23 protein-coding genes and 1 pseudogene are annotated in these 23,395 nt (G+C 70.8%); 13 read left to right on the top strand and 11 right to left on the bottom strand.

Annotation, left to right across the window (positions count from 1 at the left end; translation table 11 throughout):
• Positions 1-7 precede the first annotated feature (7 nt).
• The 8 genes from traA (at position 8) to DNK56_RS04315 (ending at position 9,751) form a co-directional block, all read left to right on the top strand.
• The gene (traA, locus tag DNK56_RS04355) at positions 8-610 is read left to right on the top strand and encodes a plasmid transfer protein TraA (RefSeq protein WP_111330599.1); all 603 of its coding nucleotides are present in this window, start codon (positions 8-10) and stop codon (positions 608-610) included.
• A 65-nt stretch (positions 611-675) separates the two neighbouring features.
• Positions 676-2,673 (top strand): plasmid transfer protein TraB, encoded by a 1,998-nt coding sequence (gene traB, locus DNK56_RS04350; RefSeq protein ID WP_111335456.1) that lies wholly within the window; start codon positions 676-678, stop codon positions 2,671-2,673.
• 170 nt (positions 2,674-2,843) lie between these two features.
• On the top strand, positions 2,844-3,341 hold the full coding sequence (locus tag DNK56_RS04345; protein ID WP_111330597.1) for a hypothetical protein: 498 nt from the start codon (positions 2,844-2,846) through the stop codon (positions 3,339-3,341).
• Positions 3,342-3,440: 99 nt separating this feature from the next.
• Positions 3,441-4,304 (top strand): bifunctional DNA primase/polymerase, encoded by an 864-nt coding sequence (locus DNK56_RS04340; protein ID WP_111330595.1) that lies wholly within the window; start codon positions 3,441-3,443, stop codon positions 4,302-4,304.
• 3 nt (positions 4,305-4,307) lie between these two features.
• Positions 4,308-5,786, top strand: a complete 1,479-nt coding sequence (locus tag DNK56_RS04335) for an ATP-binding protein (protein ID WP_111330593.1) — start codon at positions 4,308-4,310, stop codon at positions 5,784-5,786.
• A gap of 436 nt (positions 5,787-6,222) precedes the next feature.
• Positions 6,223-6,468 (top strand): helix-turn-helix transcriptional regulator, encoded by a 246-nt coding sequence (locus tag DNK56_RS04330; protein ID WP_111330590.1) that lies wholly within the window; start codon positions 6,223-6,225, stop codon positions 6,466-6,468.
• A gap of 73 nt (positions 6,469-6,541) precedes the next feature.
• Positions 6,542-7,801: a tyrosine-type recombinase/integrase gene (locus DNK56_RS04325; protein WP_111330588.1), complete on the top strand. Its 1,260-nt coding sequence runs from the start codon at positions 6,542-6,544 to the stop codon at positions 7,799-7,801.
• A gap of 300 nt (positions 7,802-8,101) precedes the next feature.
• Positions 8,102-9,751 carry a penicillin-binding transpeptidase domain-containing protein gene (locus tag DNK56_RS04315; RefSeq protein ID WP_199563883.1) on the top strand — a complete coding sequence of 550 codons (1,650 nt, stop codon included), beginning with the start codon at positions 8,102-8,104 and terminating at the stop codon, positions 9,749-9,751.
• A 7-nt stretch (positions 9,752-9,758) separates the two neighbouring features.
• On the opposite strand, the gene DNK56_RS04310 is transcribed toward DNK56_RS04315, so the two are convergent.
• Both DNK56_RS04310 and DNK56_RS04305 read right to left on the bottom strand, forming a co-directional pair.
• Positions 9,759-10,391 carry an NAD(P)-dependent oxidoreductase gene (locus DNK56_RS04310; RefSeq protein WP_111330582.1) on the bottom strand — a complete coding sequence of 211 codons (633 nt, stop codon included), beginning with the start codon at positions 10,389-10,391 and terminating at the stop codon, positions 9,759-9,761.
• Entirely contained in the window at positions 10,388-11,356 is a 969-nt protein-coding gene (locus DNK56_RS04305) for an EamA family transporter (protein WP_199563884.1), read from the bottom strand. The genes DNK56_RS04310 and DNK56_RS04305 overlap by 4 nt, the downstream gene beginning before the upstream one ends.
• Positions 11,357-11,447: 91 nt before the next feature.
• On the opposite strand from DNK56_RS04305, the gene DNK56_RS04300 reads away from it, so the two are divergent.
• Positions 11,448-12,338 carry a LysR family transcriptional regulator gene (locus DNK56_RS04300; RefSeq protein WP_111330580.1) on the top strand — a complete coding sequence of 297 codons (891 nt, stop codon included), beginning with the start codon at positions 11,448-11,450 and terminating at the stop codon, positions 12,336-12,338.
• 79 nt (positions 12,339-12,417) lie between these two features.
• On the opposite strand, the gene DNK56_RS04295 is transcribed toward DNK56_RS04300, so the two are convergent.
• From DNK56_RS04295 to DNK56_RS04280, 4 genes are read right to left on the bottom strand one after another with little or no spacing between them, the layout of a single operon-like run.
• Positions 12,418-12,969, bottom strand: coding sequence for a GNAT family N-acetyltransferase (locus tag DNK56_RS04295; RefSeq protein WP_111330578.1), 552 nt, complete (start codon positions 12,967-12,969; stop codon positions 12,418-12,420).
• Positions 12,966-13,187, bottom strand: a complete 222-nt coding sequence (locus DNK56_RS04290) for a lasso peptide biosynthesis B2 protein (RefSeq protein WP_274543585.1) — start codon at positions 13,185-13,187, stop codon at positions 12,966-12,968. Before DNK56_RS04290 ends, DNK56_RS04295 begins: the two co-directional genes overlap by 4 nt.
• Before the next feature lie 34 nt (positions 13,188-13,221).
• Positions 13,222-13,467 carry a hypothetical protein gene (locus tag DNK56_RS04285; RefSeq protein ID WP_111330576.1) on the bottom strand — a complete coding sequence of 82 codons (246 nt, stop codon included), beginning with the start codon at positions 13,465-13,467 and terminating at the stop codon, positions 13,222-13,224.
• A complete protein-coding gene (locus tag DNK56_RS04280) occupies positions 13,464-13,667 on the bottom strand; it encodes a hypothetical protein (protein WP_111330574.1) in 204 nt (67 codons plus the stop codon). Before DNK56_RS04280 ends, DNK56_RS04285 begins: the two co-directional genes overlap by 4 nt.
• A gap of 336 nt (positions 13,668-14,003) precedes the next feature.
• Between DNK56_RS04280 and DNK56_RS04275 the strand changes: the two genes are divergently transcribed.
• From DNK56_RS04275 to DNK56_RS04260, 3 genes are all read left to right on the top strand, one after another.
• Entirely contained in the window at positions 14,004-14,759 is a 756-nt protein-coding gene (locus DNK56_RS04275) for a DUF6879 family protein (RefSeq protein WP_111330572.1), read from the top strand.
• A 15-nt stretch (positions 14,760-14,774) separates the two neighbouring features.
• Positions 14,775-15,626, top strand: coding sequence for a helix-turn-helix domain-containing protein (locus DNK56_RS04270; protein WP_111330570.1), 852 nt, complete (start codon positions 14,775-14,777; stop codon positions 15,624-15,626).
• Between the two features lie 244 nt (positions 15,627-15,870).
• Positions 15,871-16,680 (top strand): class I SAM-dependent methyltransferase, encoded by an 810-nt coding sequence (locus DNK56_RS04260; protein ID WP_111330566.1) that lies wholly within the window; start codon positions 15,871-15,873, stop codon positions 16,678-16,680.
• A gap of 75 nt (positions 16,681-16,755) precedes the next feature.
• Here the strand turns inward: DNK56_RS04260 and DNK56_RS04255 are convergent, their stop codons facing one another.
• Together DNK56_RS04255 and DNK56_RS04250 are read right to left on the bottom strand one after the other, a co-directional pair.
• Positions 16,756-17,757 (bottom strand): hypothetical protein, encoded by a 1,002-nt coding sequence (locus tag DNK56_RS04255; RefSeq protein ID WP_111330564.1) that lies wholly within the window; start codon positions 17,755-17,757, stop codon positions 16,756-16,758.
• Positions 17,754-18,317 (bottom strand): RNA polymerase sigma factor, encoded by a 564-nt coding sequence (locus DNK56_RS04250; protein ID WP_111330562.1) that lies wholly within the window; start codon positions 18,315-18,317, stop codon positions 17,754-17,756. Before DNK56_RS04250 ends, DNK56_RS04255 begins: the two co-directional genes overlap by 4 nt.
• Before the next feature lie 213 nt (positions 18,318-18,530).
• On the opposite strand from DNK56_RS04250, the gene DNK56_RS04245 reads away from it, so the two are divergent.
• Positions 18,531-19,733, top strand: coding sequence for an IS110 family transposase (locus DNK56_RS04245; RefSeq protein WP_111330560.1), 1,203 nt, complete (start codon positions 18,531-18,533; stop codon positions 19,731-19,733).
• A 100-nt stretch (positions 19,734-19,833) separates the two neighbouring features.
• On the opposite strand, the gene DNK56_RS04240 is transcribed toward DNK56_RS04245, so the two are convergent.
• From DNK56_RS04240 to DNK56_RS04225, 3 genes and pseudogenes are all read right to left on the bottom strand, one after another.
• Positions 19,834-20,616 (bottom strand): SDR family NAD(P)-dependent oxidoreductase, encoded by a 783-nt coding sequence (locus DNK56_RS04240; RefSeq protein WP_111330558.1) that lies wholly within the window; start codon positions 20,614-20,616, stop codon positions 19,834-19,836.
• Positions 20,613-20,801 (bottom strand): annotated as a pseudogene (locus DNK56_RS04235) (serine hydrolase); the annotation flags it as partial. The gene DNK56_RS04240 and the pseudogene DNK56_RS04235, both read right to left, overlap by 4 nt.
• 943 nt (positions 20,802-21,744) lie before the next feature.
• Positions 21,745-22,998, bottom strand: coding sequence for an ATP-grasp domain-containing protein (locus DNK56_RS04225; RefSeq protein WP_146610528.1), 1,254 nt, complete (start codon positions 22,996-22,998; stop codon positions 21,745-21,747).
• Positions 22,999-23,395 lie beyond the last annotated feature (397 nt).

Raw genomic sequence — 23,395 nt, 5'->3', positions numbered from 1 at the left:
GCACGTCATGGCAAGCAGCCCCAGTCAGCAGGCCCGCGATTTCGCTCGTCAGCAGGCTGCCCGCCCCTTCACTCCCCCGCCCCGCAGAAATGGCGGTGGCCAGGCCCCCAGCAGCAAGGGCGCCAAGTTCGCAAGCAACGCCGGGGCGGCAGTCGGAGGGTTCGTCGGTTCGGTGGCCGGCGGGTTCGTCCCGCCGATCAACGTCACCGTCAACAACAACAAATCGGCATCCACCCCCGGGGCCCGTCGGCACGCGGAGAGCCTGCTCCCCGCCCCTGAGTTCTCCTCCCCGGCTCAGATCCGCGACTACTGCAACGCGTTGCGGGCTGCCGCCGTGATGCTGTCGTTCGAGGTCGCGATGGGTGCCGAGATCCTCAAGGCCGTCCTCGCGACGGTCCCGGACCCGGACGGCCGACTGGGCGGCGCGAAGATCCGCGCGTTCAAGGTCTCGCGGAAACTGCAGCGCGCGGCCGACGAGCTGCGCAACGCCGCCAAGCTCGCCGCGGCCTGCCACGCGCAGTTCCAGCAGGAGTACGAGGGCGAGCTGAACGCCCACCGCCACCGCGCCCAGCACCGGCAGCAGCCCCGCATGAACTGGAGCGCGCAGTGAGCAGCCGCCGGGCCGACCAGAACGGACACGACGTCGAACGGGAGCTGGACAGGATGGGAAGGCGGATGAGGAACCACAGCGACCACGGCACGCCGGGCGGCGGGAGCATCGGGGCCTACCTGCTGCACCGGGCGAAGCCGCACCTGCCGCCGTGGCTCGGAGTCGCCGGGATCGGCGTGGCCGGGTCGGGTGCGCACCTGATGTGGGCGGACTCGGTCGGCGCCGGCGTCGGCCTGACCCTGTCCGCCGTCGCCCTGACCGGGGCGACCTGGTGGGCCGGGCGCGAGACCAGCCCGCAGCGGCGTCTGCACTCCGCGATCACCGTCGCTGCCGGGTCCGCATGGATGACCGGAGCCGCCCTCGCCGGGCCCCTGGCCGGCAGCCTCCCCGACGCCTACCTGATGGGCGGGGCGGTCCTCGCTCTGTCGTGGAACATCCGCATGGCGCTGCGTACCTCGGACGGCGAGGCGGCCGGGTCGGCGGACAAGGGACTGCTGGAGAAGGTCGGTCTGGCGAAGGCGAAGATCGGTCGTACGCAGGTCGAGCCGAACCGGGTCACAGCTGCGCTCGCGCTGGAGCCCGGCGAACAGACCACCGACGACGTCGCGAAGGCGCTGGTGCGGATCGCGTCGGCGCTGGACCTGCCGCAGTCGGCGGTGCGGTTCCAGCCCGACCCGGACTCCGCCCGGCGCGGGGACCTGGTCATCGTGCCCAAGGACATGCTGACCGAGGCCGAGCCGTGGGAGGGCCCGTCCCTGCCCGGCGGTTCGATCATGGACCCGCTCGTCATCGGCCGGTACGACGACGGCTCCCCGCTCGTGGTGTGGCTGCCCGGCGACCCCAGCCAGGGCCGCAACGCCCAGCACTTCCTGATCGCGGGCGGAACGGGTTCCGGCAAGGGCGACACCGCCCTGAACCTCCAGACGGAGATCCTGTCCCGCCGGGACGTCATCATGTGGCTCTCCGACCCGAAGAGCTTCCAGGACTTCCGGCCCCTGCTGCCCGCGTACGACTGGGCCGTGGAAGGCGGTTCCGGCACCGAGGCCATGGTGGAAGCTCTCCAGCAGGTCATTCCGGCCCGGACCGGGTGGCTGGGTAAGCACTCCTACCGGCAGTGGACGCCCCAGTCCGCCGAGCGGCAGACCGACCCGGCGCACTCCTGCCGGCCGTCCGGCGCGTGTGGGTGCGAGGGGATGCCGTACCTGGTCGCGTGGATGGAAGAGGCCGCCAACACCCTCCGCGCCCTCGGGGATGACGCGTTCACGGGCATCGCGCAGGAGGCCCGCTCCGCTGGGTGCTCGCTGATCGTCTCGCTCCAGCGGCCCTCGTACGACCAGATGTCCACCAGCACCCGGGCCTCTCTGCCGTCCGTGATCGCGCTGGGCTGCGACCCCCGCGATGAGGGGTTCTCCCTCCCGGACTCGGTCATCGACGCCGGGGCCCACCCCGGAGCGTGGGGTAACCGCAAGCCTGGCTACTGCTACGTCGTCGCCGGCGGAATCGACCCGGACCGCTACGCGGCCCCCGCCCGCACCCGGCAGTTCACTACGGATGCCGCACCGGTCATGGAGATGCTCGCCCAGTGGGCGCTCCGCAACGGCGCCACCGCCGACCCCGTCACCACCGGGGCCGCGAAGGCGGTCGTCGGCAACGCCTACACCGGCCGGACCACGGCCGTCGACACGGAGACCACCATGGCCGACCAGGACGACGACACCACCCCGACCGGCACCCTGATGGACCCCGAGGACGCGGCGATGGACCCGGAGGCCGACCTCCCGGCCCCGCAGCAGGGCGACGACACCCCGCTGTTCGGGCAGGAGACCGGCCGCAAGCCGTCCCCGGACGAGGCACGGGAGCTGTTCGCCCGTGCGCTGGACGAGTTCGAGGCGGCCGGGCAGATGGTCATCGGACCTAAGGACTTCATGGACTGGTGCGACCGCAACCGTCTCGGCCGGTCCTGGGTGTCCAAGCGGCTCAAGGACGCCGCCATGGAGGGACGTCTCCAGCCGACCTCCCAGACCGGCCGGTGGCGGATCGTGCCCGTTCTCGCCGCCGCCTGACAGCCGTCACATGTGACGGGCCCGTCACACCCAAACCCCTAGGCGGGAGCGGGTGTGACGCGCCATCACAGCGGCCCGTCACACCCCCGTCACACCCACCCGCACCCCTCAGCCGGGGCCCGCCGTCACACCCGACGCCAGGCCCCCGCCCGTCCGGGAGGACCCTCCCCATGAACCGACCCGAACAGCCCCCGGCCAGTCGCCCGCTCACCCCCGCCGAAGCCGACCTCCACGCCCGCCGCCTCATTCACGAGGCATACGCACCCGCCGACGAGACACCGACCGCGCACCGCGACGACACCCCGCTCCCCACGTACGGGCCCACCCCGCCCGTCGCCCAACCGGGCCGCCCCCCGATGTCCCAGAAGGCCACGGACGCCAGCGCCCTGATGCTCACCGGATCGGTCGCCGCCCTGTCCCTCGGCGGGGCCACCTCTCTCGTCCTCTACACCCTCGGCCACGTCGCCCCGGTCACCCTCGCCGTGGGCGCGGGCGGACCCGTCGCCCTGATCCTCGCCGCCGGCTCCCTGCTCCGCTCCGCCGGACGCGCCAAGGCAGACGCCCACACCGAACACCACCACCACTACAAGGGCCCCGTCCACCAGGACCAGCGCACCACCCGCACCACCAACCGGGGCCTGTGGACCAAGACCATCAACCGCCACTGAAAGCCACGCCTGTCCCAAGCACGACTGAGGGCGGCCCCCGTCTCGCCAAAGCCTGGGGCCGCCCTCATCCAGCACGCAACAGAACTGGAGACACCCAGCATGACGCAATCAACCCTCATTCCGCGAGACCGGAAGCCGGGGGCGCACTTGCGCACGGCCCTGTCGCTCGCGGCGGGCGATACGCCGGTCTTGCCGCTGCGGGCGGGAAAGGTCCCGTTCGGGAACTGCCTGGCCTGCCACAACAACGCGTGCGGCGGGCGCCCGACCATGAAGGTTCCCGGCCCTTGCCTGTGCCCGCGTCCGTGCCACGCGTGGGCCGCCGCCACTCACGACCTGGCCGTGATCACCTCACCCGTGTGGGTGGCCGCGTGGCGTCAGGCGGAAGGTGTCGCCTACCACCCGGGCGGGGCCGGGCTGACCGTTGTAGACCTCGACAACGCCGACGCCATCGCCTGGGCCCGCCGCACGCTGCCCCTCACCCAGACCGTGTCCACCACGCGGGGCGAGCACTGGATCTACCGGGGCGCCATGCAGTCCGCGAACGCCGTACGGCCCGGAGTCGACATCAAGTCCACGATGTCCTACGCCCGCTGGCTGGGCCCCGGAACCGGCACCACGGCCGACCTGCCCGGCACCGTCCGCGTGTTGGTCGCCTCGAAGCCGTCTCCGGTCCGGCCCGTCACCGCACCCTTGCCGACCGCAAGCGGGGAGTGCCGTCACCGCACGCCCGTCTTCCTGGAACGCGGTATCACGATGGCCGAGCAGCAGATCACCGCCGCCACCACCGCCGTGCACGCCACCGTGTACCGCGCCTTCCTGGCTGTGCTCTCGGCGCACGGTCGGTGCGGGTGCCTGACCGACGCCCACATGCAGCGGCTGTTCGCCGCCGCGCAGACCAAGGGCGAGAGCGTCCGGCACTGCACCGACGCATGGGCCAACGCCCTCACGCGCTTGGGGATGTGAGCCGTGTCCGACGACGAGAAGAACCCCGCCCGCGAAGTCATTACCGAGTACGCGCAGTCCCACTTCCGGTACTTCCGCACCGCCGACGGCACCGTCTACGCCCAGAAGAACGGCCACCCCGTCGCCCGCCCCATCCGCTCCCAGGGCACCACCGGAAGCCACCGCCAGGAACTCATGGTCGGCATGTTCAAAGACGGGGCCGGTGTCTTCAACGGCACCGCGCTCAAGGAGGCACTCGACTTGATCGAAGCACTCGCGCTCACCGAGGACACCCAGGCCGTGCACATCCGCGTCGCGCCAGGCTTCGACGGGGCAACGTGGCTGGACCTCGGCCGGGCCGACGGACAGTCCGTCCGCATCCACCCCACCGGGTGGGAGATCGCCGTCCCGGACCCGCGCGAGGTGTGCTGGCGCCGTACCCAGCTCACCGGGGAACTGCCCCTGCCGGCCAAGGACACCGAGGACAAGGGCATCGATCTACTGCTCAGGTTGTGCAACTTCGCCACCGCGGAGACCGAGTGCCTGGCCATCGCCTGGCTCATCGGCTGCTTGGGACCGTCCGTGCCGGTCCCGGCACCGTTCCTGACCGGGCCGCAGGGGGCGGGGAAGTCGACCGGCGGGCGGATGCTCGTACGGATCGTGGAGGGCATGAGCGGGGACCTGCGCCGGGCCCCGAAGGATGAGGAGAACCTGATCGCCGCCGTCGCGGCGGGGTGGGTGACCGCGCTGGACAACCTGTCCCACATGACGCCGGACCTGTCCGACGCCATGTGCTGCATCGTCACCGGGGCCGAGTCCGTGAAGCGGGCCCTGTTCACCGACGGGGACGTGCACCGGGCCCGCTACCGGCGCCCCCTGCTCCTGACCGGCATCGACGTCGGCGTCATCCGCCCCGACCTCGCCGAACGCCTCCTGCCCTTGCGCCTCGAACGCCCTCGCGTCCGGCGCACCGAAGCCGAACTCTGGGGCGAGTTCGAAGAAGCCCTGCCGGTCATCCTCGGCTCGCTCCTAGACCTGACGGTCAAGGTCCGGGCGGCTGAGGCCGAGACACCGACGGATCTGCGGATGGCAGACTTCGCGCACCTGTGCGCGCAGCTCGACACTGCCACCGGCCTCGGAGCGCTCGCCGCGTACCGGGCGAGCCTGGACGACCTGAACGACGACGTGATCGAGGGTGACCTGCTCGCACAGACCGTCCTCAAGCACGCCGAGGACATCGCCCCCGGCGGTGAGCAGCGGATGACGTCCACCGAGTGGCTGCACCACCTCAGCCGCCTCTACAGCGGCGACGAACTCCGTCCCCTGCCCAAGGGGTGGCCGACCACCGGCAAGGTGCTCTCCGACCGGCTCAAGCGCCTTCAGCCCACCCTCGCTGCCCGAGGCGTCCTCATCGACTCCGGCCGCACCCGCGAGGGCCGCTACCTCGAAATGGCCCGCCCCGCCGCCGCACCGCCCGAGTACGAGCAGCCGGAAATGCCCTGACCCGCACCGCCGCTTCGCTGGACAAGCAAGAAGAGCACGCCCGCGCGGGTGCTCTTCTTGCTGTTCGGCGGCACGCCGCCCAAGGGTCGCGCCGCGAAGCGGCCCCTCACTTCACGCCCTGAGAGCCACCCACACCACTACAGACGCCCCTTCCCTTTTTCCTAAGTAGGGAAGCTCTGCGTCACAGCGTCACGCGGACGGCAAAACCGGCCCCTGGCCTGCGGTGATGGGCGTGACGCAGACGGTCAAGCTCTGCGTCATCCTGCGTCACCTGCGTCACGCCGTGACGCACCCCGTGACGCACCGATGACGCACGCCCACACCCCCGCGTCACACAAAACCGCAGGCCAGAGGGCCGCGTGACGCTCGTGACGCTGTGACGCAGAAATCCGCACCTAGGACAGGCACAGCCGCCCCGCCCCCAAGGAGTCGCACCGTGGCCCCGAAACGTGCCCCCGAGACCGACCCGCAGACCACCCTGCGGGGAGGGCTCCCCGACCGCTACCTGACCCCTGAGGACATCGCCGCGCTCCTCTCCGTCCCGCTGGAAACCGTCTACGCCTGGCGTAAGAAGCGCACGGGTCCGCCCGGCTTCCGCATCGGCAAGCACCTCCGCTTCGACCCCACCGCCGTCTACGCCTGGATCAACGCGCTCACCGAAGCCGACCGCGACGCAGCCTGACTCACCGACAACCACCCGCAGGGGCGCGGCCACCACCGGTCGCGCCCCTGGCGCATCCCCGACAGGAGCCCTTGTGGCCGGCCACATCCAAGACCGCTGGTACAAGACTGAGATCAACGCCGAGGGCAAGCCCGTACGCGTCAAGACCGACCGCTACGGCACCGGACGCCGATACCGCGCCCGGTACATCGGCCCCGACGGCACCGAGAAGTCGAAGTCCTTCCCGGACAAGCAGAAGCGCTTCGCCGAGCAGTGGCTGATCAAGACGGCTGCCGACATGGCAGGCGGGCAGTACGTCGACCCCCGCGCCGGCCGCGTCACCTTTCGGCAGTTCGCTGAGAAGTGGGTGGCCACGCACACCACCGAGGTGAACAGCCGCGAGGCTGCCGAGCGACGGCTGCGCCTGCACGCGTACCCGTACATCGGCACACGGCCGCTCGCGTCGTTCCAACCGGGGCACATCCGCACCTGGCTGGGGGAGCTGGAGACCAACGTTCCCGCCGCCTCGCACCGCCGGATCGTCTTCGGGACCGTGTCGGCGGCCTTCAGCGCCGCCCTGGACGACGGACTGGTGAACAAGAACCCGTGCAAGGCCAAGTCGATCCAGGTTCCGAAGGCGAGCCCCGCCCGGGTCTCCCCGTGGGCACCGACGCAGGTCTTCGGAGTGCGCGAGGCGCTGCCGGAGCATCTGCGGGCGACGGTCGATGCGGCGAGCGGGTGTGGGCTGCGTCAGGGCGAGGTGTTCGGGCTCTCCATGGACGAGTTGGACTACGAGGGCGGATGGCTGTCCGTACAGCACCAGCTCAAGCGCATCCGTGGCAAGTTCGTCTTCGCGCTGCCGAAGGGTGGTAAGACTCGCGATGTACCTCTCCCGTCGACCGTGGCGGCCGTCCTCAAAGCGCACTCGGAGAAGTACCCGCCCGTAAGGATCACGCTGCCATGGCGGACACCCGACGGCCCTCCCGTGACCAAGTCGCTCATCTTCACGGGAGCGAGTAGCGATCACATCCGCGTCAGCCACTTCAACGACTGCATGTGGAAGCCCGCCCTTGCCGCGGCGGGCATCATCCCCGAGCCCGAGGATGGCGCGCGGTACGCGTCCGCACCGCACGACGGAATGCATGCTCTGCGGCACTTCTACGCCTCGCTGCTATTGGACGCGGGTGAGAACATCCGCGCGCTGAGCACCTACCTCGGGCACTCCGATCCCGGATTCACGCTGCGCATCTACACTCACCTCATGCCGAGCAGCGAGGGGCGAACGCGGCGGGCAGTGGACAGCCTCTTCCAGCCGTCTCCGGACCATGATCACGGCCCAGAGACGGCCCAATAAGCTACGGGCGGCCCCGCCTGCCAGAGAAGCAGCAGGTAGGGGCCGTTCTGCCTGGTTTCAGCGAGGCTTCATCTACTTCTGGCCGCTGTACACCGGAACCCCCATTCCGGAGGACTCCTGGCGCGACCGGATGTGGCTGGACACCTGGATCTGACCGGAGCGTTCGCGCCAATCGCCGCCGGGCGCATCGCAGTCCGGTAACGACCGGCACCCGTGCTCACTACTGTCCCGTAAGGTGCCCCCTACAGCCTTCTTGAACGTGTTCAAGAAAAAAGCTCCGGGGGATGGGGACGGCAGGGAATGCGCAGTGGAGCGAAGGTAGGCATAGTCGGCGGGGTGTTCGCGCTCGTCCTGGGCGGGGTGGGTTACGGGGCGTACAACATCCTGGACGACCTCGGGGGCAACGGCGGCGGGGACGGTACGAGCACCGCCGCCGACTCCACCGAGGTGCGGACGGGTCCGGTGACCGAGAAGGAGATCGCCGAGACCTCGAAGAAGTTCCTGGCCGCCTGGGCGAAGGGCGACGCGGAGACGGCGGCGGCCCTCACCAACAACAAGGGCGACGCCGAGCCCGCGCTGGCCGGGTTCAGCGAGAAGGCCCATGTCACCGAGGCCGTGATCACGCCCGGCCCGGCGACCGGTTCGACGGTCCCGTACACGGTGAAGGCGACCGTCTCCTACGAGGGCGCCTCCAAGCCGTTGTCGTACGCCTCGAAGCTCACCGTCGTACGCGGACTGACGACCGGGCGCGCGCTGGTGGACTGGGAGCCGTCCGTCATCCACCCGGAGCTGGACAAGGGCGAGTCGCTGCAGACGGGCGAGTCGTCCACCGCGTCGATCGAGGCGGTGGACCGCAACGGCCAGGTGCTCACCGTGGAGAAGTACCCGTCGCTCGGCGGCATCCTGGACGAGCTGCGCAAGAAGTACGGCGAGAAGGCCGGCGGCACGACGGGGATCGAGACCTGGATCAACAGCGCGAACGCCGACGGGATCAACAAGACGCTGCTGACCCTGGTCAAGGGCAAGCCCGGCAAGTTGCAGACGACGCTGGACGCGAAGATCCAGGCGGCGGCCGAGCGGGGCGTGAAGAAGTTCGCGGAGGCGTCGGTCGCGGCGGTCGAGCCGTCCACGGGCGCGATCCGGGCCATCGCGAACAACCGGGCCGACGGCTTCGACGCGGCCCGGAAGGGCAAGGTCGCCCCCGGCTCCACGATGAAGATCATCACTGCCGCGATGATCATCCAGAACGGCCTCGGCAGCGCGAACAGCGCCGTGCAGTGCCCGCCGGACGTGCAGTGGGAGGGTGTCACCTTCCACAACCTGAACAACTTCTCGATCCAGAACGCGACGCTGAAGCGGGCCTTCGCCAAGTCCTGCAACACCACCTTCATCAAGCCGGTGGCGCCCCTGAAGGACAAGCGCGACACCGCGCTGAAGCTGGAGGCCGAGCGGTACTTCGGGATCGGGCTCAACTGGCAGACGGGCATCGTCACGGTCGACGGCAAGGTCCCGGAGTCCTCCGGCGCCGAGACCGCCGCCTCGTACATCGGCCAGGGCAAGGTCCAGATGAACCCGCTCAACATGGCGTCGGTCACCGCCACGGCGGTCAACGGCCGCTTCCTGCAGCCGTTCATCGTCCCGCGGTCCCTGGACAACCGGACCTTCGCCACCGCGACCCCACTGCCGCCCGGCGTCTCCGCCCAGCTCAAGGAGATGCTCCGCTACACCGCGACCAGCCCCGAGGGCACCGCGACCCAGGCCATGGCCAACGTGGGCGGCGACAAGGGCGCCAAGACCGGCTCGGCGGAGGTCGACGGCCACGCCACGTCCGACAGCTGGTTCGCCGGCTTCAGCAACGACCTGGCGGCCGCCGCACTGGTCCGGTCCGGCGGCCACGGCGGCGACGCGGCGGGCCCGGTCGTCGCGGAGGTGCTGCGCGCCGGCCCGTGAGGGCGGTTCAGTAGGCGACCGTGAAGTGCCGTTCGCCGTACGGTACTTCCAGCTCGTCCAGGACCGCTGCCGCCAGGTCCTCCGCCGAGATGCGGGAGGTGCCGTCCGGCGCGGTCAGGAGCGTGGTGGTGCCCCGGCGGTAGCCGCCCGTGCGGGAGCCCGGCTCCAGGACGGCGGGCGGGCTGAGGTAGATCCAGTCGGCCGAGTGGGCCCGGCAGGCGGCGAGTTGGGCGGTGCTGGCGTCGGCGACCATGCGCCACCGCGCCGGTACGTAGGCCGGGTCGTCCCGCACGAGCCGGCCGGGGTGTCCGGGGACCTCCAGCGGGCCCGATCCGCCGATCACCAGGACACGTGTCCCGGCCGCGGCCGCCGCGTCGAGCAGCGCCGTCGTGGTCGCGGCGATCGTGTGCTCGCGGCCCGCCGGCGGCCGGGTGGCGGCCACCACCGCGTCGGCGCCCGCGAACAGGGCGGCCATCGCGGCGGTGTCGTTCGCGTCGCCCGCCACCGGGGTGACGCCGGGCGGCAGGACCTCGGGCCGGGTGCTGCGGTAGACCGCGAGGGGCGTGTGGCCCCGGCTCACGGCTTCGGCGACGACGCGGGAACCGGCCATGCCTGCGGCTCCGAGAACGGCGATCCTCATGGGTGGGTCCTTTCGGGTGCGGGTTGGTGTGCGGGTTGGTGTGCTGGTACAGGTGCGCTTTCGTGCGCCGGTGCGGGGGTACGCGCCGAGCGGCCGGGCAACTGGCCCCCGACGATGGAGGCCAGGGCGAGCGCGAAGCCCAGCAGCTGGACCGGGCCGAGCGTCTGGCCGAGGACGAGCACGCCCAGGCCGGCCGCGACCAGCGGGGAGAGCAGGCCGAGGACGGCGACCGAGGTGACCGGTAGCTTGGCGATGCCCTGGAACCACAGGGCGTACGTGAGCAGCCCGCCGATCAGGCCCAGCCAGAGGTAGCCGAGCGCGGCCCGGCCGTCGATCGCGGGCGGCGCGCCCTCGGCGAGGAAGGTGACCGGGGCGAGGAAGAGGCCCCCTGCGGTGAGCTGCCAGCCCGTGAAGGCGAGCGGGCCCACGCCTTCGGGCCGCCCCCACCGCTTGGTGAGCGTCACGCCGAGCCCCATCGTGACCGCCCCGGCGAGCCCCGCCGCCACCCCGGCCGCGTCCAGCGACGCGGCGGGCCCGATGACGACCAGGCCGACGCCGGCCACCCCCGTGACGCCCCACACCAGGGGCCGGGCGGACAGCGGCCGGCGCAGTACGGCCACCGCGAGGACGGCGACGACGAGGGGCTGCGCGGCGCCCAGGGTCGCGGCGACGCCGCCCGGCAGCCGCTCCGCCGCGATGAACAGCAGCGGCAGGAAGAGCCCGATGTTGAGGACCCCCAGCACCGCCGCCTTCCCCCACCAGGCGCCGCGCGGCAGCGTGCGGGTCAGGGCGAGGGCGATCAGCCCGGCGGGCAGGGCGCGCAGCAGACCGGCGAACAGCGGGTGCCCGGCCGGCAGGAACTCCGTGGTGACGATGTAGGTCGTGCCCCACACCGCCGGTGCGAACGCGGTCAGGGCGGTCCGGGGCAGGTTCCCGGCGGCTCCTCGCGTGGGTCGGCTTGTCATGTCTCGAAGTCTCGGCCCGCACCCATTGATGAGTCCAACACATGTCTGTCAGTTCATTGATCTCGATCCGTGATGAGTGGACGATGTGCCCATGGAACTCCAGCAGCTGCGTTACGTGATCGCCGTGGCCGAAACCAATAGCTTCACGCGGGCCGCCGAGCGGTGCCTGGTGGTGCAGTCGGCGCTCAGTCACCAGATCGCCCGGCTGGAGCGGGAGCTGGGCGGCCGTCTCTTCGAGCGGACCACCCGCCGGGTGCGGCTGACCCCGGCGGGCGAGGCGTTCCTGCCGGCCGCCCGGCAGTGCCTGGAGGCCGCCGAACGTGCCGCCGCCGAGGTCGCGGCGGCCGTGGGCGAGGTGCGCGGCCGGCTGGCGGTCGGCCTGATTCCGACGGTGACCGCCGTCGACATCCCGGCCGCGCTGCGGGACTTCCGCCGCCGCCATCCCCAGGTGCGGGTCAGTCTGCGCGTCGGGGCCAGCGACGAGTTGGCCGAGCAGGTGCGCGAGGGCACGCTCGACGTGGCGTTCCTGGGGTTGCCGGCCACGGCCCGCCCCAGCGGCGTCGGCCGCCACGAGCTGTCCCGGGAACGGCTCGTGGCCGTGGTCGCCCCGGACCACGCGCTGGCCGGGGCACCCTCCGTCGACCTGCGCCGGCTGTCCCGCGAGGTCTTCGCGGACTTCCCGGCCGGTACGGCGGGCCGCGCGCAGACGGACCTGGCGTTCACGGCGGCGGGCCTGACCCGTGACGTCGCGTTCGAGGTCACCACCGCCGACTACATCGCCAGCCTCGTCGGCCCCGGCCTGGCGGTGGCGATGCTGCCGCCCGCGTACGCCGCGCGGCTCCCCGGCGTGGTGGCGATCGGGGTGTCCGACGCGCCGGTGCGCGTCCAGCACGTCATCTGGAGCCGCTCGGGCCGGACACCCGCCGCGACGGCGTTCCTGACGGTGCTGGGCGCGCCCGTACCGGAGGCGGACGGACGGTAGCCGGGCGGCTTGGAGGACGGGCCCGGCCAGGACGGGCGCCCATGCCTGAGCCGGAGTTGATGGGGCATCGGCGGTCGATTCAGGCGGACTCAGCGGCGCTCAGGAAGTCGTCGGCGGTGACGTCCATCAGGAGCTCGTCACAGGAACGGCCCAGCCAGTAGCCGGACTGTCGCAGGCGGCCCGCGGACTGGAATCCGGCCTTCTGGTAGGCCGCCACGCCCGCCGTGTTGGCTTCCAGCACCTTGAGCCACACCATGCGCAGCGCGGCGTACTCGAAGGCCCAGCGGAGGGTCAGGGAGGTGGCCTCCGTGGCCAGGCCCCTTCCCCTGGCTTCGGGGGCGACGAGAATGACGAACTCGGCGGTCCGTACTGCCGAGTCGATCTGCAAGGTCGTGATCCCGACCGGAGTGTGGTCATCGGCAGTGATCACCTCGAACTGGACGTAGTCACGGTTGCGGCCCTGGCCCTCCCAGCCACCGGCACGGACCTCCCATGACTGGGTTACCTGGGTGCCGTAGCCCAGGATCGTGCCGGGGTCGTTCTCCCACCGGTGGTAGTCGGCGAGGTGGTCACGGTTGGTCATCGCCAGGCTGACTCGCTCACCGGGCAGCAGGATGTGCGGGGCACTCATCGCGGTTCGGCTCCAGGGGGATTGGCTGTGTTGATCGGGGTGTAGTCGCCAGTGTGCCCGGGCTCCTCCACCGGGCGTCCGTGTTCGTCGCAGATCCAGGCATGAAGCCGGATCGGGTCGGCGGCGACGCCATGGCGCCAAGCACTGCCCCGACCACCGGCCGCGAGGAGCAGGGAGGCCGCGGTGGACTCTTCGAGGCAGGCGATCCGGGCGGGAATGGCGCGTGCGGGACGCCCTCGCCAGGGGGACCGGCTAAGCCCTGTCGGCCTCGGTCACCGGCTTGATGCGTTCCAGGGGCACGTCCCACTCGACACCCCCGCCCTGGGGGCGCATAAACGCCTGCCGGCCGGCCAGTTGGCCGTTCGACTTGTAGCGCTCCTCGATCACGCCCACCAGCAGGCCCGTGCGTTCCGAGATCGTGTCCACCACGAGCGTCTCGCGCGGCCATGGCAGTTTCCCGTGGTTGATCGTCGTTGCCGGCTTCTGTTGCCGCGTCACTGACGGCCCCCTCTCTGGAGCACTTCGGCCAGGCGGGCGGCCACGTCGGCACGAACGCGCCCCAGCTCGACAAGTCGCAGCGCTGGGGACGCGATGTCGACACCGAGCGAGGGAAAGACGATTCCGGCGGCGGCCAGCGCTCCCCGCAGAGACTCCATCGCCGCGAAGGGGTCGACGTCCCGCTGTGTCTTGATTGCCATGAACGGGACGCTAGAAGTGGGCGGTTGCCTGGCGACAGGATGTTTTCTCGATTTTTCTCCGGTACTTGCTTGCTTAAGGGCTGTCCCGTAATCCCCGGCGGGCGCACGACGACAGCTACGGCACCTCGCTGCGTTGTCGGAACGTCCGAATACGTCCAGTATGCGAACGCCCCTCCGCCTTGCGATGCACCGCATCTGACGCCGCGCGCTGATCCACCGGGGATTACGGGACAGCCCTTAGCTCGCTTTTTCGCACGAAAGTGGTCCGAGCCCGTAGTCCATGGACCTCGGCTGGGCAATGCTGGGGTGATCAGCCCCCGGCGGAAGGATCTGGTCATGGCCCGACGACTGCGCTTCAACGGGACAGGCAGCGGTGGCGGCTCGTGCCCCGCGATTCATGAAGATGTCGACACGGGCGAGGTCATCGTGCACGGGCCGCGCCTTACCGACCCGGACGCCCTCGCGCAGCTCCAGCACATCGACGAGGACGAAATCCCGATCGTGATGCCCCGCAACACGCTGATCGACTTCGGCCCGAAGGACCGCGACACCGAACCACGCATCCTCGATCCGGCCACGTTCGCTGGGATGTTCGAGAACTTCCAGCACAGTGCGTGGCACCTGGAGATGCGTGGAGGGTACGCGGTCGATCGGGCCGAGAGCACCTACGCCCAGTTCGTTCGGGGAGAGACCCCGACATGGAATATGGAAGGGCCGTGGGCCCGCACCATCCGCCCCAAGACGAGTGATGGCGCGGTGGTCGGGCGAGTTCGCATCGTGGACAACCCGCCGACCGAGGGGCAGCGGTACCTGCTTGCGCACGCCGAGTTCAACGACGCATTGGGCGAGGACGTGCGCAACATGTGGCGCGAGGACGCCGAGCGCGTCAACCTGCCCAACGAAGACTTCTGGATCTTCGACTCACACATCGTCGTCCTGTGCATCTTCGATGACGACGACATCCTGACCGGTGCCGAGCTGATCTCGGAACCGGCACGCGTCAACCAGTACAACCGGCTGCGGGACGTGGCCCAGCACCACGCCACCCCGTTTCGGAAGTTCGCGGCGGAGCTGGCCGCGAAGGAGGAGTAGAGCAGGCGTGAACCGGTGAGCACCGACTATCAGCAGGCCCGCGAAGCCCTCGGGGTTCGACTCCGGGAGCTTCGTTTGACCTGCCCCGACGGTCGGCTCACCGGCACCGCCTTGGCGCGCAAGCTCGGGTGGCCGAACTCGAAGGTCTCGAAGCTGGAACTGGGCAAGCAGACGGCCACTCCCGAAGATCTTGAACAGTGGGCCACCGCGTGCGGTCAGGCCGCGTCCTACGACGAGCTTCGCGCCAGGCTGGCGGGGTTCGAGTCGCACATCCGCTCGTGGCGGCGGCAGCTCACCGCAGGGCACAAGTCCGTCCAGGATGCCGCCGCGATGGAGCACGAGCGGACGCAGATCCTCACCATCTGGGAAAACTGCCTCATTCCCGGCATGTTGCAGATCCCCGACTACGCGCGGCATGTCTTCGTCCGGCACGCCGAACTGATGCGGTCACCACGAGACACCGAGGACGCCGTACGCGCCCGAATTCAGCGACAAGAGATGCTGTACCAGCGCGGGCGCAAGTACCGGATCATGATGTGGGAAGGCGCGTTGCGCACTCTGGTCTGTCCGCCCTCGGTCCTTGCGACGCAACTTCACCACCTCGCCAGTGCCATCGGGCTGGACACCGTCGAACTCGGCATCATCCCGTTCGACGCCTCCTTGAAGATCTGGCCCGGCAACAGCTTCTGGATCTACGACGAGCGCCTTGTGATCGTTGAGGACTGGCACGCCGAACTGTGGATAGATGACGCCGACAGCGTGGCCACCTACCTCTGCACTTGGCGCACCCTCAGCGAGTCGGCCGTCTACGGGTCCGACGCCCACAACGTCATCAACGCCGCCCGCCGGGCTCTGAACGCCCGTTAGCGGATCGCCGGGGTGGTCGGCTCCAAGGCCGGGACCTCATTGGCCGCTCGGAGGACAGGGCCGTACGAGAGGCCCGCGACAACATCCGCAGATACACGGCGAGCATCATCATCAGGCTTCGTCATCTGGCCGCGCTCCTCGGAAGCGAGCCGTACCGTGGCACACGGTCGGCGGTCGATCTCCGCGCGCACATTCACGAGGTGACCGCCAGGCCCGCTCTTGCCGGCAAGCCTATGGAGGCCCGATGACCGGTCAGCCCACGCACGATCATTCGGTGACCGATCGCTACCTTCTCTCCACCAAGGCGTACGGCTCGGAGCAGCACTTGGCCGCGCGCCAGTCCCTTTACCAGTGGCAGACCCCGCGCTACGACCTCCCGGGCATCGTCGTCGACGAACTGGCCGACGTGCGCGGCGCGGTCGCTGACGTGGGCTGCGGGAACGGGAAATTCGTTGCCCGGGTGCGGGACGAACGGCCCGACCTGCGCGTGCTGCCCATGGACGTCTCGCCCGGCATCCTCGGCGCCATTCCCGGAGCGATCGTCGCGGACGTTCAGCAGTTGCCGCTTGCGGAGGCGTCCCTCGGGGCGGTGCTTGCGCTTCACATGCTGTACCACGTCGAGGACCAGGCCGCCGCCGTGCGGGAGTTGGGGCGCGTACTGGCTCCCGGCGGTATCGCGGTCGTCTCCACGAACAGCCGGACCGACAAACGGGAGCTGGAACACCTCTGGCGCCGGGCCGCAGGCGATGTGCTGGGCGTGCGGGAGGGCCCGGCCCGAGTGCAGTTGTCGGCCCGCTTCACGTTGGAGGACGCGCCGGCGGTCCTCGGTGCCGTCTTCGGTGAGATCCGCACGATTCCGCTTCCCGGGGTGATCGAGGTGACCGACGCCGGGCCGGTCGTCGCGCACCTGGCCTCGTACGAAGCCTGGGCCGACGAGATGGGCGTTCCGTTCCCGGAGACGGTCGAGCGGGCGCGGGAGTTGGTCGACGGGATTATTCGGGCGGAGGGTGCCTTTCGGGTCAGCTGCCTCGGCGGCGTGCTCGTCTGCCGGTGAGCCCGGCGGCCGCGCTGGGCGGGCAGGGCCACACCCTGCCCGCCCTGGGCGGCCGGTCGTCGAGCGGGGGCTTGCTCAGTGGGTTGTCTTCGCCGGGCCCGCGTTCAGGTACGTTTCGCGCTGGACGACGTGGCCGGGGCGGTCGTCCGGGTCGTGGCCGACTTCCAGGAGGCGGCCGTCCGTGGGCGAGACGATCCAGTTCTCGCGCAGGGCCGCGGTGGCTTCGATCTTCCAGCCGCCCTTGTCGTTCTTGTACGTGGTCGGGGACCAGCCCCATTCCCGCTTGTTGCTCTCGGTGGGCCGGGCGGCCCACTTCCACGAGATCCGGGTACCGGAGCGGCCGACTGCGTCCTTCACGCCCTCGGTGACCGTGGCGCCGGGGGTCTGCGCCAGGACGCGGAAGAGCGCGGCCCGCACCTCCGGGGAGACCGGGGCGTCCGTCAGCAGCCGGCCGGCCTGCCGAACCGTCTGTTCGGCCGCGGCGTCGGCGCCCCGGGCACCGGCGGACAGGGTCCCGCGCAGGGCGTCGGGGTCGGTCGGCAGGGTGCCGAGGCCGTCCCAGTCGACCGTCCCCTTGCCCACGGGCCACGAGGTGCCCCCGGGGTTCTCCTTGGTGAGGGTCCGGCCGTCCTGGGTCTTCACGACGACCCCGTCCCGGCTGAGATAGCGGGTGTCGGTCCGCGCCTTCCGCCCCTCCGCCCAACTCCGCACCTCGGTCTTCCAGTACCTGGTGCCCGCACCCGCTCCGGTGGTCGTGTGGTCGGCCATCGTCGTGAAGACCTCGGACGCCGACGCGGTGGCGGCCGGGCCGTCGTCGCCGAAGCCGACGACCGGGAGCACCGCCGCCCCTGTCGCGACGGCCGCGACCGCCGCCGCGAGGGCGAAGACCCGGCGGCGGGCGAAGCGGCGCGCGGGGGCCGGGGCGGGGGCCGCCGCGTCGGCCGCGATGGCGGCGAGGACCAGGGAGCGGGCGCGGGCCGCGGCCTCCGGGGCGGGCGGTTCGGTGCGGCCGGCGCGGGCCAGGGCTGCGCCGCCGGGGAAGTCGAGCAGGTCCGTGGGCGGGTTCTCGTGGGTCATGCGAAGTCTCCCGTCAGGGTCGTACGGGCGGGGCCGGTCAGTCCGTCGCGCAGCCGGGCGCGCGCCCGGTGCAGGCGGGAACGGGCGGTTCCGGCGGGGATGCCGACGGCGGCGGCCGCCTCGGCGGGAGTCAGCTGCTCCCAGGCGACGAGCAGCAGCAGTTCGCGCTCGGTCGGGGGGAGTTCGGCGAGCCTGCGGCGCAGCTCCGGTGCCACCGACGCGGCGTCCAGCCGCCGGTCGACCGCCTGCCAGGGGTCGGCCGTCGTGGCGTCGGGCCGCGGTTCGGCGCGGGCGGCGGCGCGGGCCGCGCTCTGCCGGTGGCGCGACAGCACGTTGCGGGCGACGCCGAACAGCCAGCCGCGTGCGGAGCCGCGCGCCGCGTCGAACGTGGCCCGGTGGGCGTACGCCTGGAGCCATACCTCGGAGAGCAGGTCGTCGGCGGCGTCGGGGGCGCGGCGTACGAGGTAGCCGTGCAGGGCCGTCGTGTGCCGGGCGACGAGCGGTTCGAAGGCGGTGGGCTCCCGCGCGGAGCGAGCGAGCAGATCCTCGTCCGGGTCCATGGGGGGCTCCGTAAGTTGTTAGGTGGCCCGGGAGGGCCGGGTGTGGCTTATGGGGTCTTGCCTTCAGTGGCTTGCCAGGAGTGGCCGCCCGGTCCTTCGGGGCGCCCTGGCTGCTGATTGAGATGTGCGCGCTTCGTGCGGTCGCTGATTACGGAGATGACAGCGGGGTGTTCCTCGGGCCGACGGCATGCCGCGCGGAACGAGGAGGGGCAAGTGAGCAAGCGGAAGGCTCAGGTCTGGGCCGGTGTCGATGCCGGGAAGGGCCACCACTGGGCGGCGGTGGTCGATGAGACCGGCGCGACGCTCTGGTCGAAGAAGATCGACAACGACGAGTCGGCGATCCTGACCGCCATGGGCGAGATCCTCGACTTGGCGGACCAGATCCGTTGGGCGGTGGATATCTCCGGGACGTCCTCCGCGCTGCTGCTGGCCCTGCTCGCGGCGCACGGCCAGAAGGCCGTCTATGTGCCCGGACGCACGGTCAACCGCATGTCGGGCGCCTACCGGGGCGAGGCGAAGACCGACGCCCGCGACGCCTACGTCATCGCCGAGACCGCCCGTCACCGCAACGACTTCGCCGTCATCGACGTGCCCGCCCAGCTCGCTGCCGACCTCGCCTTGCCGACCGCCCACCGTTCCGACCTCGTGGCCGACCGGGTAAGGATGATCAACCGTCTGCGCGACGTGCTGACCGGCGTCTTTCCCGCGCTGGAGCGGGCCTTCGACTACAGCTCGCAGAAGGGGGCGCTGGTCCTGCTGACGGGTTACCAGACCCCTGCCGCGATCCGCCGCCGCGGCAGGGCGAGGCTGACGGCCTGGCTGGCCAACCGCAGCGTGCGCGGTGCCGACGCGGTCGCCGCGACCGCGCTGGAAGCTGCCCGGGCCCAGCAGACCGCGCTGCCCGGCGAGGATGTCGCCGCGCAGATCGTGGCCGACCTGGCGGCACAGATCCTGGCCCTGGACGACCGGCTGAAGCGGATCGACAAGCAGATCCGCGAGACGTTCCGCAGCCATCCGCAGGCGGAGATCATCGAGTCGCTGCCCGGCATGGGGCCGATACTCGGGGCCGAGTTCGTCGTCGCGGCCGGCGACCTGTCGGCCTACGCCGACGCCGGGCACCTCGCCTCGGCGGCCGGACTGGTGCCCGTCCCGCGCGACTCCGGCCGCCGCACCGGCAACCTGCACCGGCCCAAGCGCTACAGCCGCCGCCTGCGCAGGGTGTTCTACATGTCCGCGCAGACCAGCATCATCCGCGAAGGCCCGAACCGGGACTTCTACCTCAAGAAGCGCGGCGAGGGCTGCAAACACGTCCAGGCCGTCATCGCCCTGGCCCGCCGACGAGCCGGCGTGTTGTGGGCCCTGCTGCGTGACGGACGGGTCTTCACCTCCGCCCCACCGGTCACGCAAGCGGCTTGACTTCGTCATTGAGACTCCTGTCCGAGACCGCCGGGCGGCGGTCTCACCCCGTACTTGCACGAAGCGGGGAGCAGCGTTCGCGGCCCGCTCGCGAAGGGGCTCAGCCCTCGATCGCGGTCCGGAAGCCCACGTTCACCGCTGTCAGGCCGCCGTCCACGCACAGTGACGTGCCCGTGATCCACTCCGCGTCCGACGACGCCAGGAACACGACCGCCTTCGCGATGTCCTCCGGTTCGCCGACCCGGCCCAGCGGGTACAGCGCGCTGATCCGGCCCAGTTCGGCGTCGCGGCCCGCCCAGGCGTCGGTGCGGATCGTGCCGGGGACGACGAGGTTGGCGCGGACGCCGCGCGGTCCGGCGTGGCCGGCGAGGGTGCGGGTGAGGCTGGCCAGGCCCGCCTTCGCCGCGCTGTAGGCGTGGTTGCCGAAGTCCTGGGTGCCGTTGACGGAGCCGATGGACACGATCGCGCCCCGGCCCGATGCGGCAAGGTGCGGCATCGCGGCGCGCGAGCAGCGGTAGGCGCCGCCCAGCGTGATGTCCAGGTCGCGCTGCCAGGTCTCGTCGGGCTCGTCCTCGAAGAGGACGCTGTCCTGAGTGCAGGCGTACGCGTTGTTGACGAGGACGTCGAGCCCGCCGAACGCCTCGACGGCGTGGGCGACGGCCGCCTCGATCGCCGCCCGGTCCGCCACGTCGCAGGCCAGTGCCTCGGCCGTGCCCCCGTCCGACCGGATCTCCGCCGCCACGGCCCCGGCCCGGCCGGTGTCCAGGTCGGTGACGAGGACGCGGGCGCCCTCGGCGGCCAGCAGGCGGGCGGTGGCGGCGCCGATGCCCCGGCCCGCGCCGGTGATGAGGACGCCGTATCCGTCGAAGCGCGCAGGAGTCATAGCGCCGACCGTACCGCCCGGACGAGTGCCTGTGCCCGGGGATCGGCGGTGACGCCCTTCTGGAGGCCGTTGGTGACGTATCCGAAGGCGATCCCGGACTCCGGGTCGGCGAAGCCGAGGGAGCCGCCCCGGCCCGGATGCCCGAAGGAACCCGGTGCGAGCAGCGGGCTCGCCGGACCGTGGACACCCTCACGGGGACCAACACCCGAACCGCCGTCCACAGCCACGTATCCCTCTACGCTGCCTCTTCAGTCGAGAGGCGGCCAGTCCGACTCCCGGAGCTCGTCCTCGGGCGAGAAGAACTGAACGGTCGGGGCCAGGCCCAGGTGCAGAAGCACAGCCTCCAGCGCCGATGCCCGTACCGCCGGTGTCATCCTCTTCGCGGAAGGCGATCGTGCACTCCTCGGGGCCGGCCAGGAATGTCTGCCGCGTCACGGGTTCCTCGCCGAGCCGACCAGCCGGCCGAACGCGTAGCACAGGTCGTCGCCGCGTTCCAGATCGTGGTAGTACGCGAGCGGACGCGCGGAGTCGGCCGGCGTCCGCAACAATCCCAAGCACGCGGCAGGCGGCCATGTGTCTCCCAGCCGGCTGAACCGTGAGTGCGCCGCAGCGAAGTCGACGCGGGGACGCCCCGCTCCCCGCGCGTCCTCGTCCCCGAAGGCCTGGTCCCGCCGACGGTCCCCGCCCACCTGCGCCGCCCCCGTCCCCAGCCGCCGTAGCGCCTCGTCCGACAGCCGTGCGACGAACAAGCCCCCTGGCGGCAGCACGAGACCTGTGACTTCGACGAATCGGCGGACCCGGCCGCGCAGTACCGACGTGTCGGCCAATGCCCTGGCGACTGTTTCGGACAGAGTGAAAATTCTCGCACGCTCCGGCACAGTGGCACCGTACAGGACACACGGACCGTGACCCTGCGGGCTGTTCGCCCCGTGCACCGGGGTACGGCTCATGGACGACTCCGCGATCACCAACTGTCTGCGCCCGCCTTTCCGAGGGCTCCCCGCACCGTCTGCCCGGCCCCGCCGGTCACGGGCTTCTCGCTGAACTCCGCGCCGGCGGCCCGCTGTTCCTCACCGTTCGCGGTCGGTGCAGCATTCGTGTCAGCAACCGGGCTGAGCGCTTCAGGGTTCATCGCATCTCGAAGACCACTTGTTCTGTCAGCTCCTCGGTCAGCGCGTCAGCGTCGTTGGTTGTGTCCGCGCCGACGACGAGGACGCCCGACCGGGTGAAGGAGTCCGGGATGGACGGAATGGTGTCTCCTGGGGCGACCATCAGGTCCGCGTTGAGTACGGCCGGGTGGTTGGTGAGCTTGTCCCATCCGTGCACGGCCCGCAGAGTGCCGGGCGGAGGGAAGAGGAACTGAACCCGTGCCGCCCGGGTCATGGGTGGCGTCGGCGCCGGGGTGTTGTCGAGCAGGTCGTCGAGATGCGTGCCGTAGAACTCGAGGCCCGGCCTGGTGTGTTCCACGAGTGCGTGGATGAAGTCACCCCCGGTGCGGATGTGGAACTCGCCCAGGACCACCCCTGTCCTGGTGAGCCACAGCTCGACATGGAACGCGCCGCGTGTGATGCCGGTTGCGTTCAGGGCCCGCTCGACTGTGCTCCGGGCGTCCTCCGTCGATGCTTCGGTCAGCCCGGAGGGCATTCGCTGGCTGGTGGAGATGAAGCCGGTGGTCACTTCCTTGCGTGTCAGCCCCAGTACCCGGGGGACCCCTTGGACGAATACGCCCTCGGCGGAGTACTCGGCTCCGTCCACATGGGTTTCGATCAGGAAGGGGGGAGTGTTCCGGAGCATCTCGTCGGTCGCCCGGGCCGGCGGGGCAGAAGCCGTTGCGGGCGCGGAGGAGGGCCCTTTGAATGATGTCCGGGATGCCTGGGCGACGGCTGCCGGCAGGTCCTTCGGGTCTGCGACCAGGCGGACTCCGATGCTGGCCAGGCCGTCGCGGGGCTTGAGTACCCAGGGGCCGGGCGCCGTCGCCGAGACGAAGCGGCGAGCATCGGCCAGACTGTGGCATACGGCCGACTCGGGCTGGGGGAATCCGGCTTCGCGCAGCAGTTGCCGGCAGCGGTCCTTGTACCGGATGCGGCGGACGGCCTCCGGGTCGTTGCCCGGCAGGCCGAGTTGATGGGAAATGGCCGCTGCGGGAAGTACGGAGAGTTCCGCGATGGTGATCACCGCGTCGAACCCTTTCCGCCCCGCCGCCCAAGCGCGGCATGCTTCCGGGTTTCTGATGTCCAGTTCCACCGTTTCGTCGAGCACGGCGTGTTCCTGTGGAGTGGCCTTTGCCAGGTTGGCCCCGTAGTCGGCACCCACCAGTCGCAGGTCGCGTCGCTTCGCCTGTTCGCTCAACCGGCCGAGTTGGTCGCGTCCCCAGGAGGGCATCCCAGCCACCCCCAGAACGAGAATCGTGCCCTTGCGCACAGCTCCACCTCACCCTTCCTGTTCCAGGAATCATCTTCGGTAACAGAATCCAGCAACCAGGGGGGAAAATCCAGGAACCGGAGTGGTTCCGGAATCAACAGCCTTATTTCGGTCCGAGCCGGCGGGGAGGAGATTGGCGAGATGGAACCGTTCCCATTGGTGCTGGGGTCCATGTCTGTGGCCTGGTGTGGCTGTTGTGGTGACGGACGGCCGGCGCGAGGCATCGACAAGACCGGGACGGCTGGAACGTGAAGGTTCTTCGGGCGTTTCGGATCACCGGGAACGGCCGAGATCCCTTCGCGAGAATGGCTGGAACTCCTGCTGGACTTCGCCGAAGGGAAGGATCGAAGCGGCGGGG

The organism is Streptomyces sp. AC1-42W (assembly GCF_003248355.1).
GTDB lineage: Bacteria > Actinomycetota > Actinomycetes > Streptomycetales > Streptomycetaceae > Streptomyces.
The sequence above is the reverse complement of the archived record's forward strand: the minus strand, read 5'-3'. Positions and strand labels throughout refer to the sequence as shown.

Excerpts from the sequence above, each read along its gene's own strand:
- DNK56_RS04275 (WP_111330572.1), top strand. The coding sequence starts at position 14,004 with ATGGCCCGACGACTGCGCTTCAACGGGACAGGCAGCGGTGGCGGCTCG.
- DNK56_RS04260 (WP_111330566.1), top strand. The coding sequence starts at position 15,871 with ATGACCGGTCAGCCCACGCACGATCATTCGGTGACCGATCGCTACCTT.
- DNK56_RS04240 (WP_111330558.1), bottom strand. The coding sequence starts at position 20,616 with ATGACTCCTGCGCGCTTCGACGGATACGGCGTCCTCATCACCGGCGCG.
- DNK56_RS04340 (WP_111330595.1), top strand. The coding sequence starts at position 3,441 with ATGACGCAATCAACCCTCATTCCGCGAGACCGGAAGCCGGGGGCGCAC.
- DNK56_RS04345 (WP_111330597.1), top strand. The coding sequence starts at position 2,844 with ATGAACCGACCCGAACAGCCCCCGGCCAGTCGCCCGCTCACCCCCGCC.
- traA (WP_111330599.1), top strand. The coding sequence starts at position 8 with ATGGCAAGCAGCCCCAGTCAGCAGGCCCGCGATTTCGCTCGTCAGCAG.
- DNK56_RS04255 (WP_111330564.1), bottom strand. The coding sequence starts at position 17,757 with ATGACCCACGAGAACCCGCCCACGGACCTGCTCGACTTCCCCGGCGGC.
- traB (WP_111335456.1), top strand. The coding sequence starts at position 676 with ATGAGGAACCACAGCGACCACGGCACGCCGGGCGGCGGGAGCATCGGG.
- DNK56_RS04310 (WP_111330582.1), bottom strand. The coding sequence starts at position 10,391 with ATGAGGATCGCCGTTCTCGGAGCCGCAGGCATGGCCGGTTCCCGCGTC.
- DNK56_RS04280 (WP_111330574.1), bottom strand. The coding sequence starts at position 13,667 with ATGGCAATCAAGACACAGCGGGACGTCGACCCCTTCGCGGCGATGGAG.
- DNK56_RS04225 (WP_146610528.1), bottom strand. The coding sequence starts at position 22,998 with ATGCCCTCCTGGGGACGCGACCAACTCGGCCGGTTGAGCGAACAGGCG.
- DNK56_RS04315 (WP_199563883.1), top strand. The coding sequence starts at position 8,102 with ATGCGCAGTGGAGCGAAGGTAGGCATAGTCGGCGGGGTGTTCGCGCTC.
- DNK56_RS04305 (WP_199563884.1), bottom strand. The coding sequence starts at position 11,356 with ATGACAAGCCGACCCACGCGAGGAGCCGCCGGGAACCTGCCCCGGACC.
- DNK56_RS04295 (WP_111330578.1), bottom strand. The coding sequence starts at position 12,969 with ATGAGTGCCCCGCACATCCTGCTGCCCGGTGAGCGAGTCAGCCTGGCG.
- DNK56_RS04250 (WP_111330562.1), bottom strand. The coding sequence starts at position 18,317 with ATGGACCCGGACGAGGATCTGCTCGCTCGCTCCGCGCGGGAGCCCACC.
- DNK56_RS04300 (WP_111330580.1), top strand. The coding sequence starts at position 11,448 with ATGGAACTCCAGCAGCTGCGTTACGTGATCGCCGTGGCCGAAACCAAT.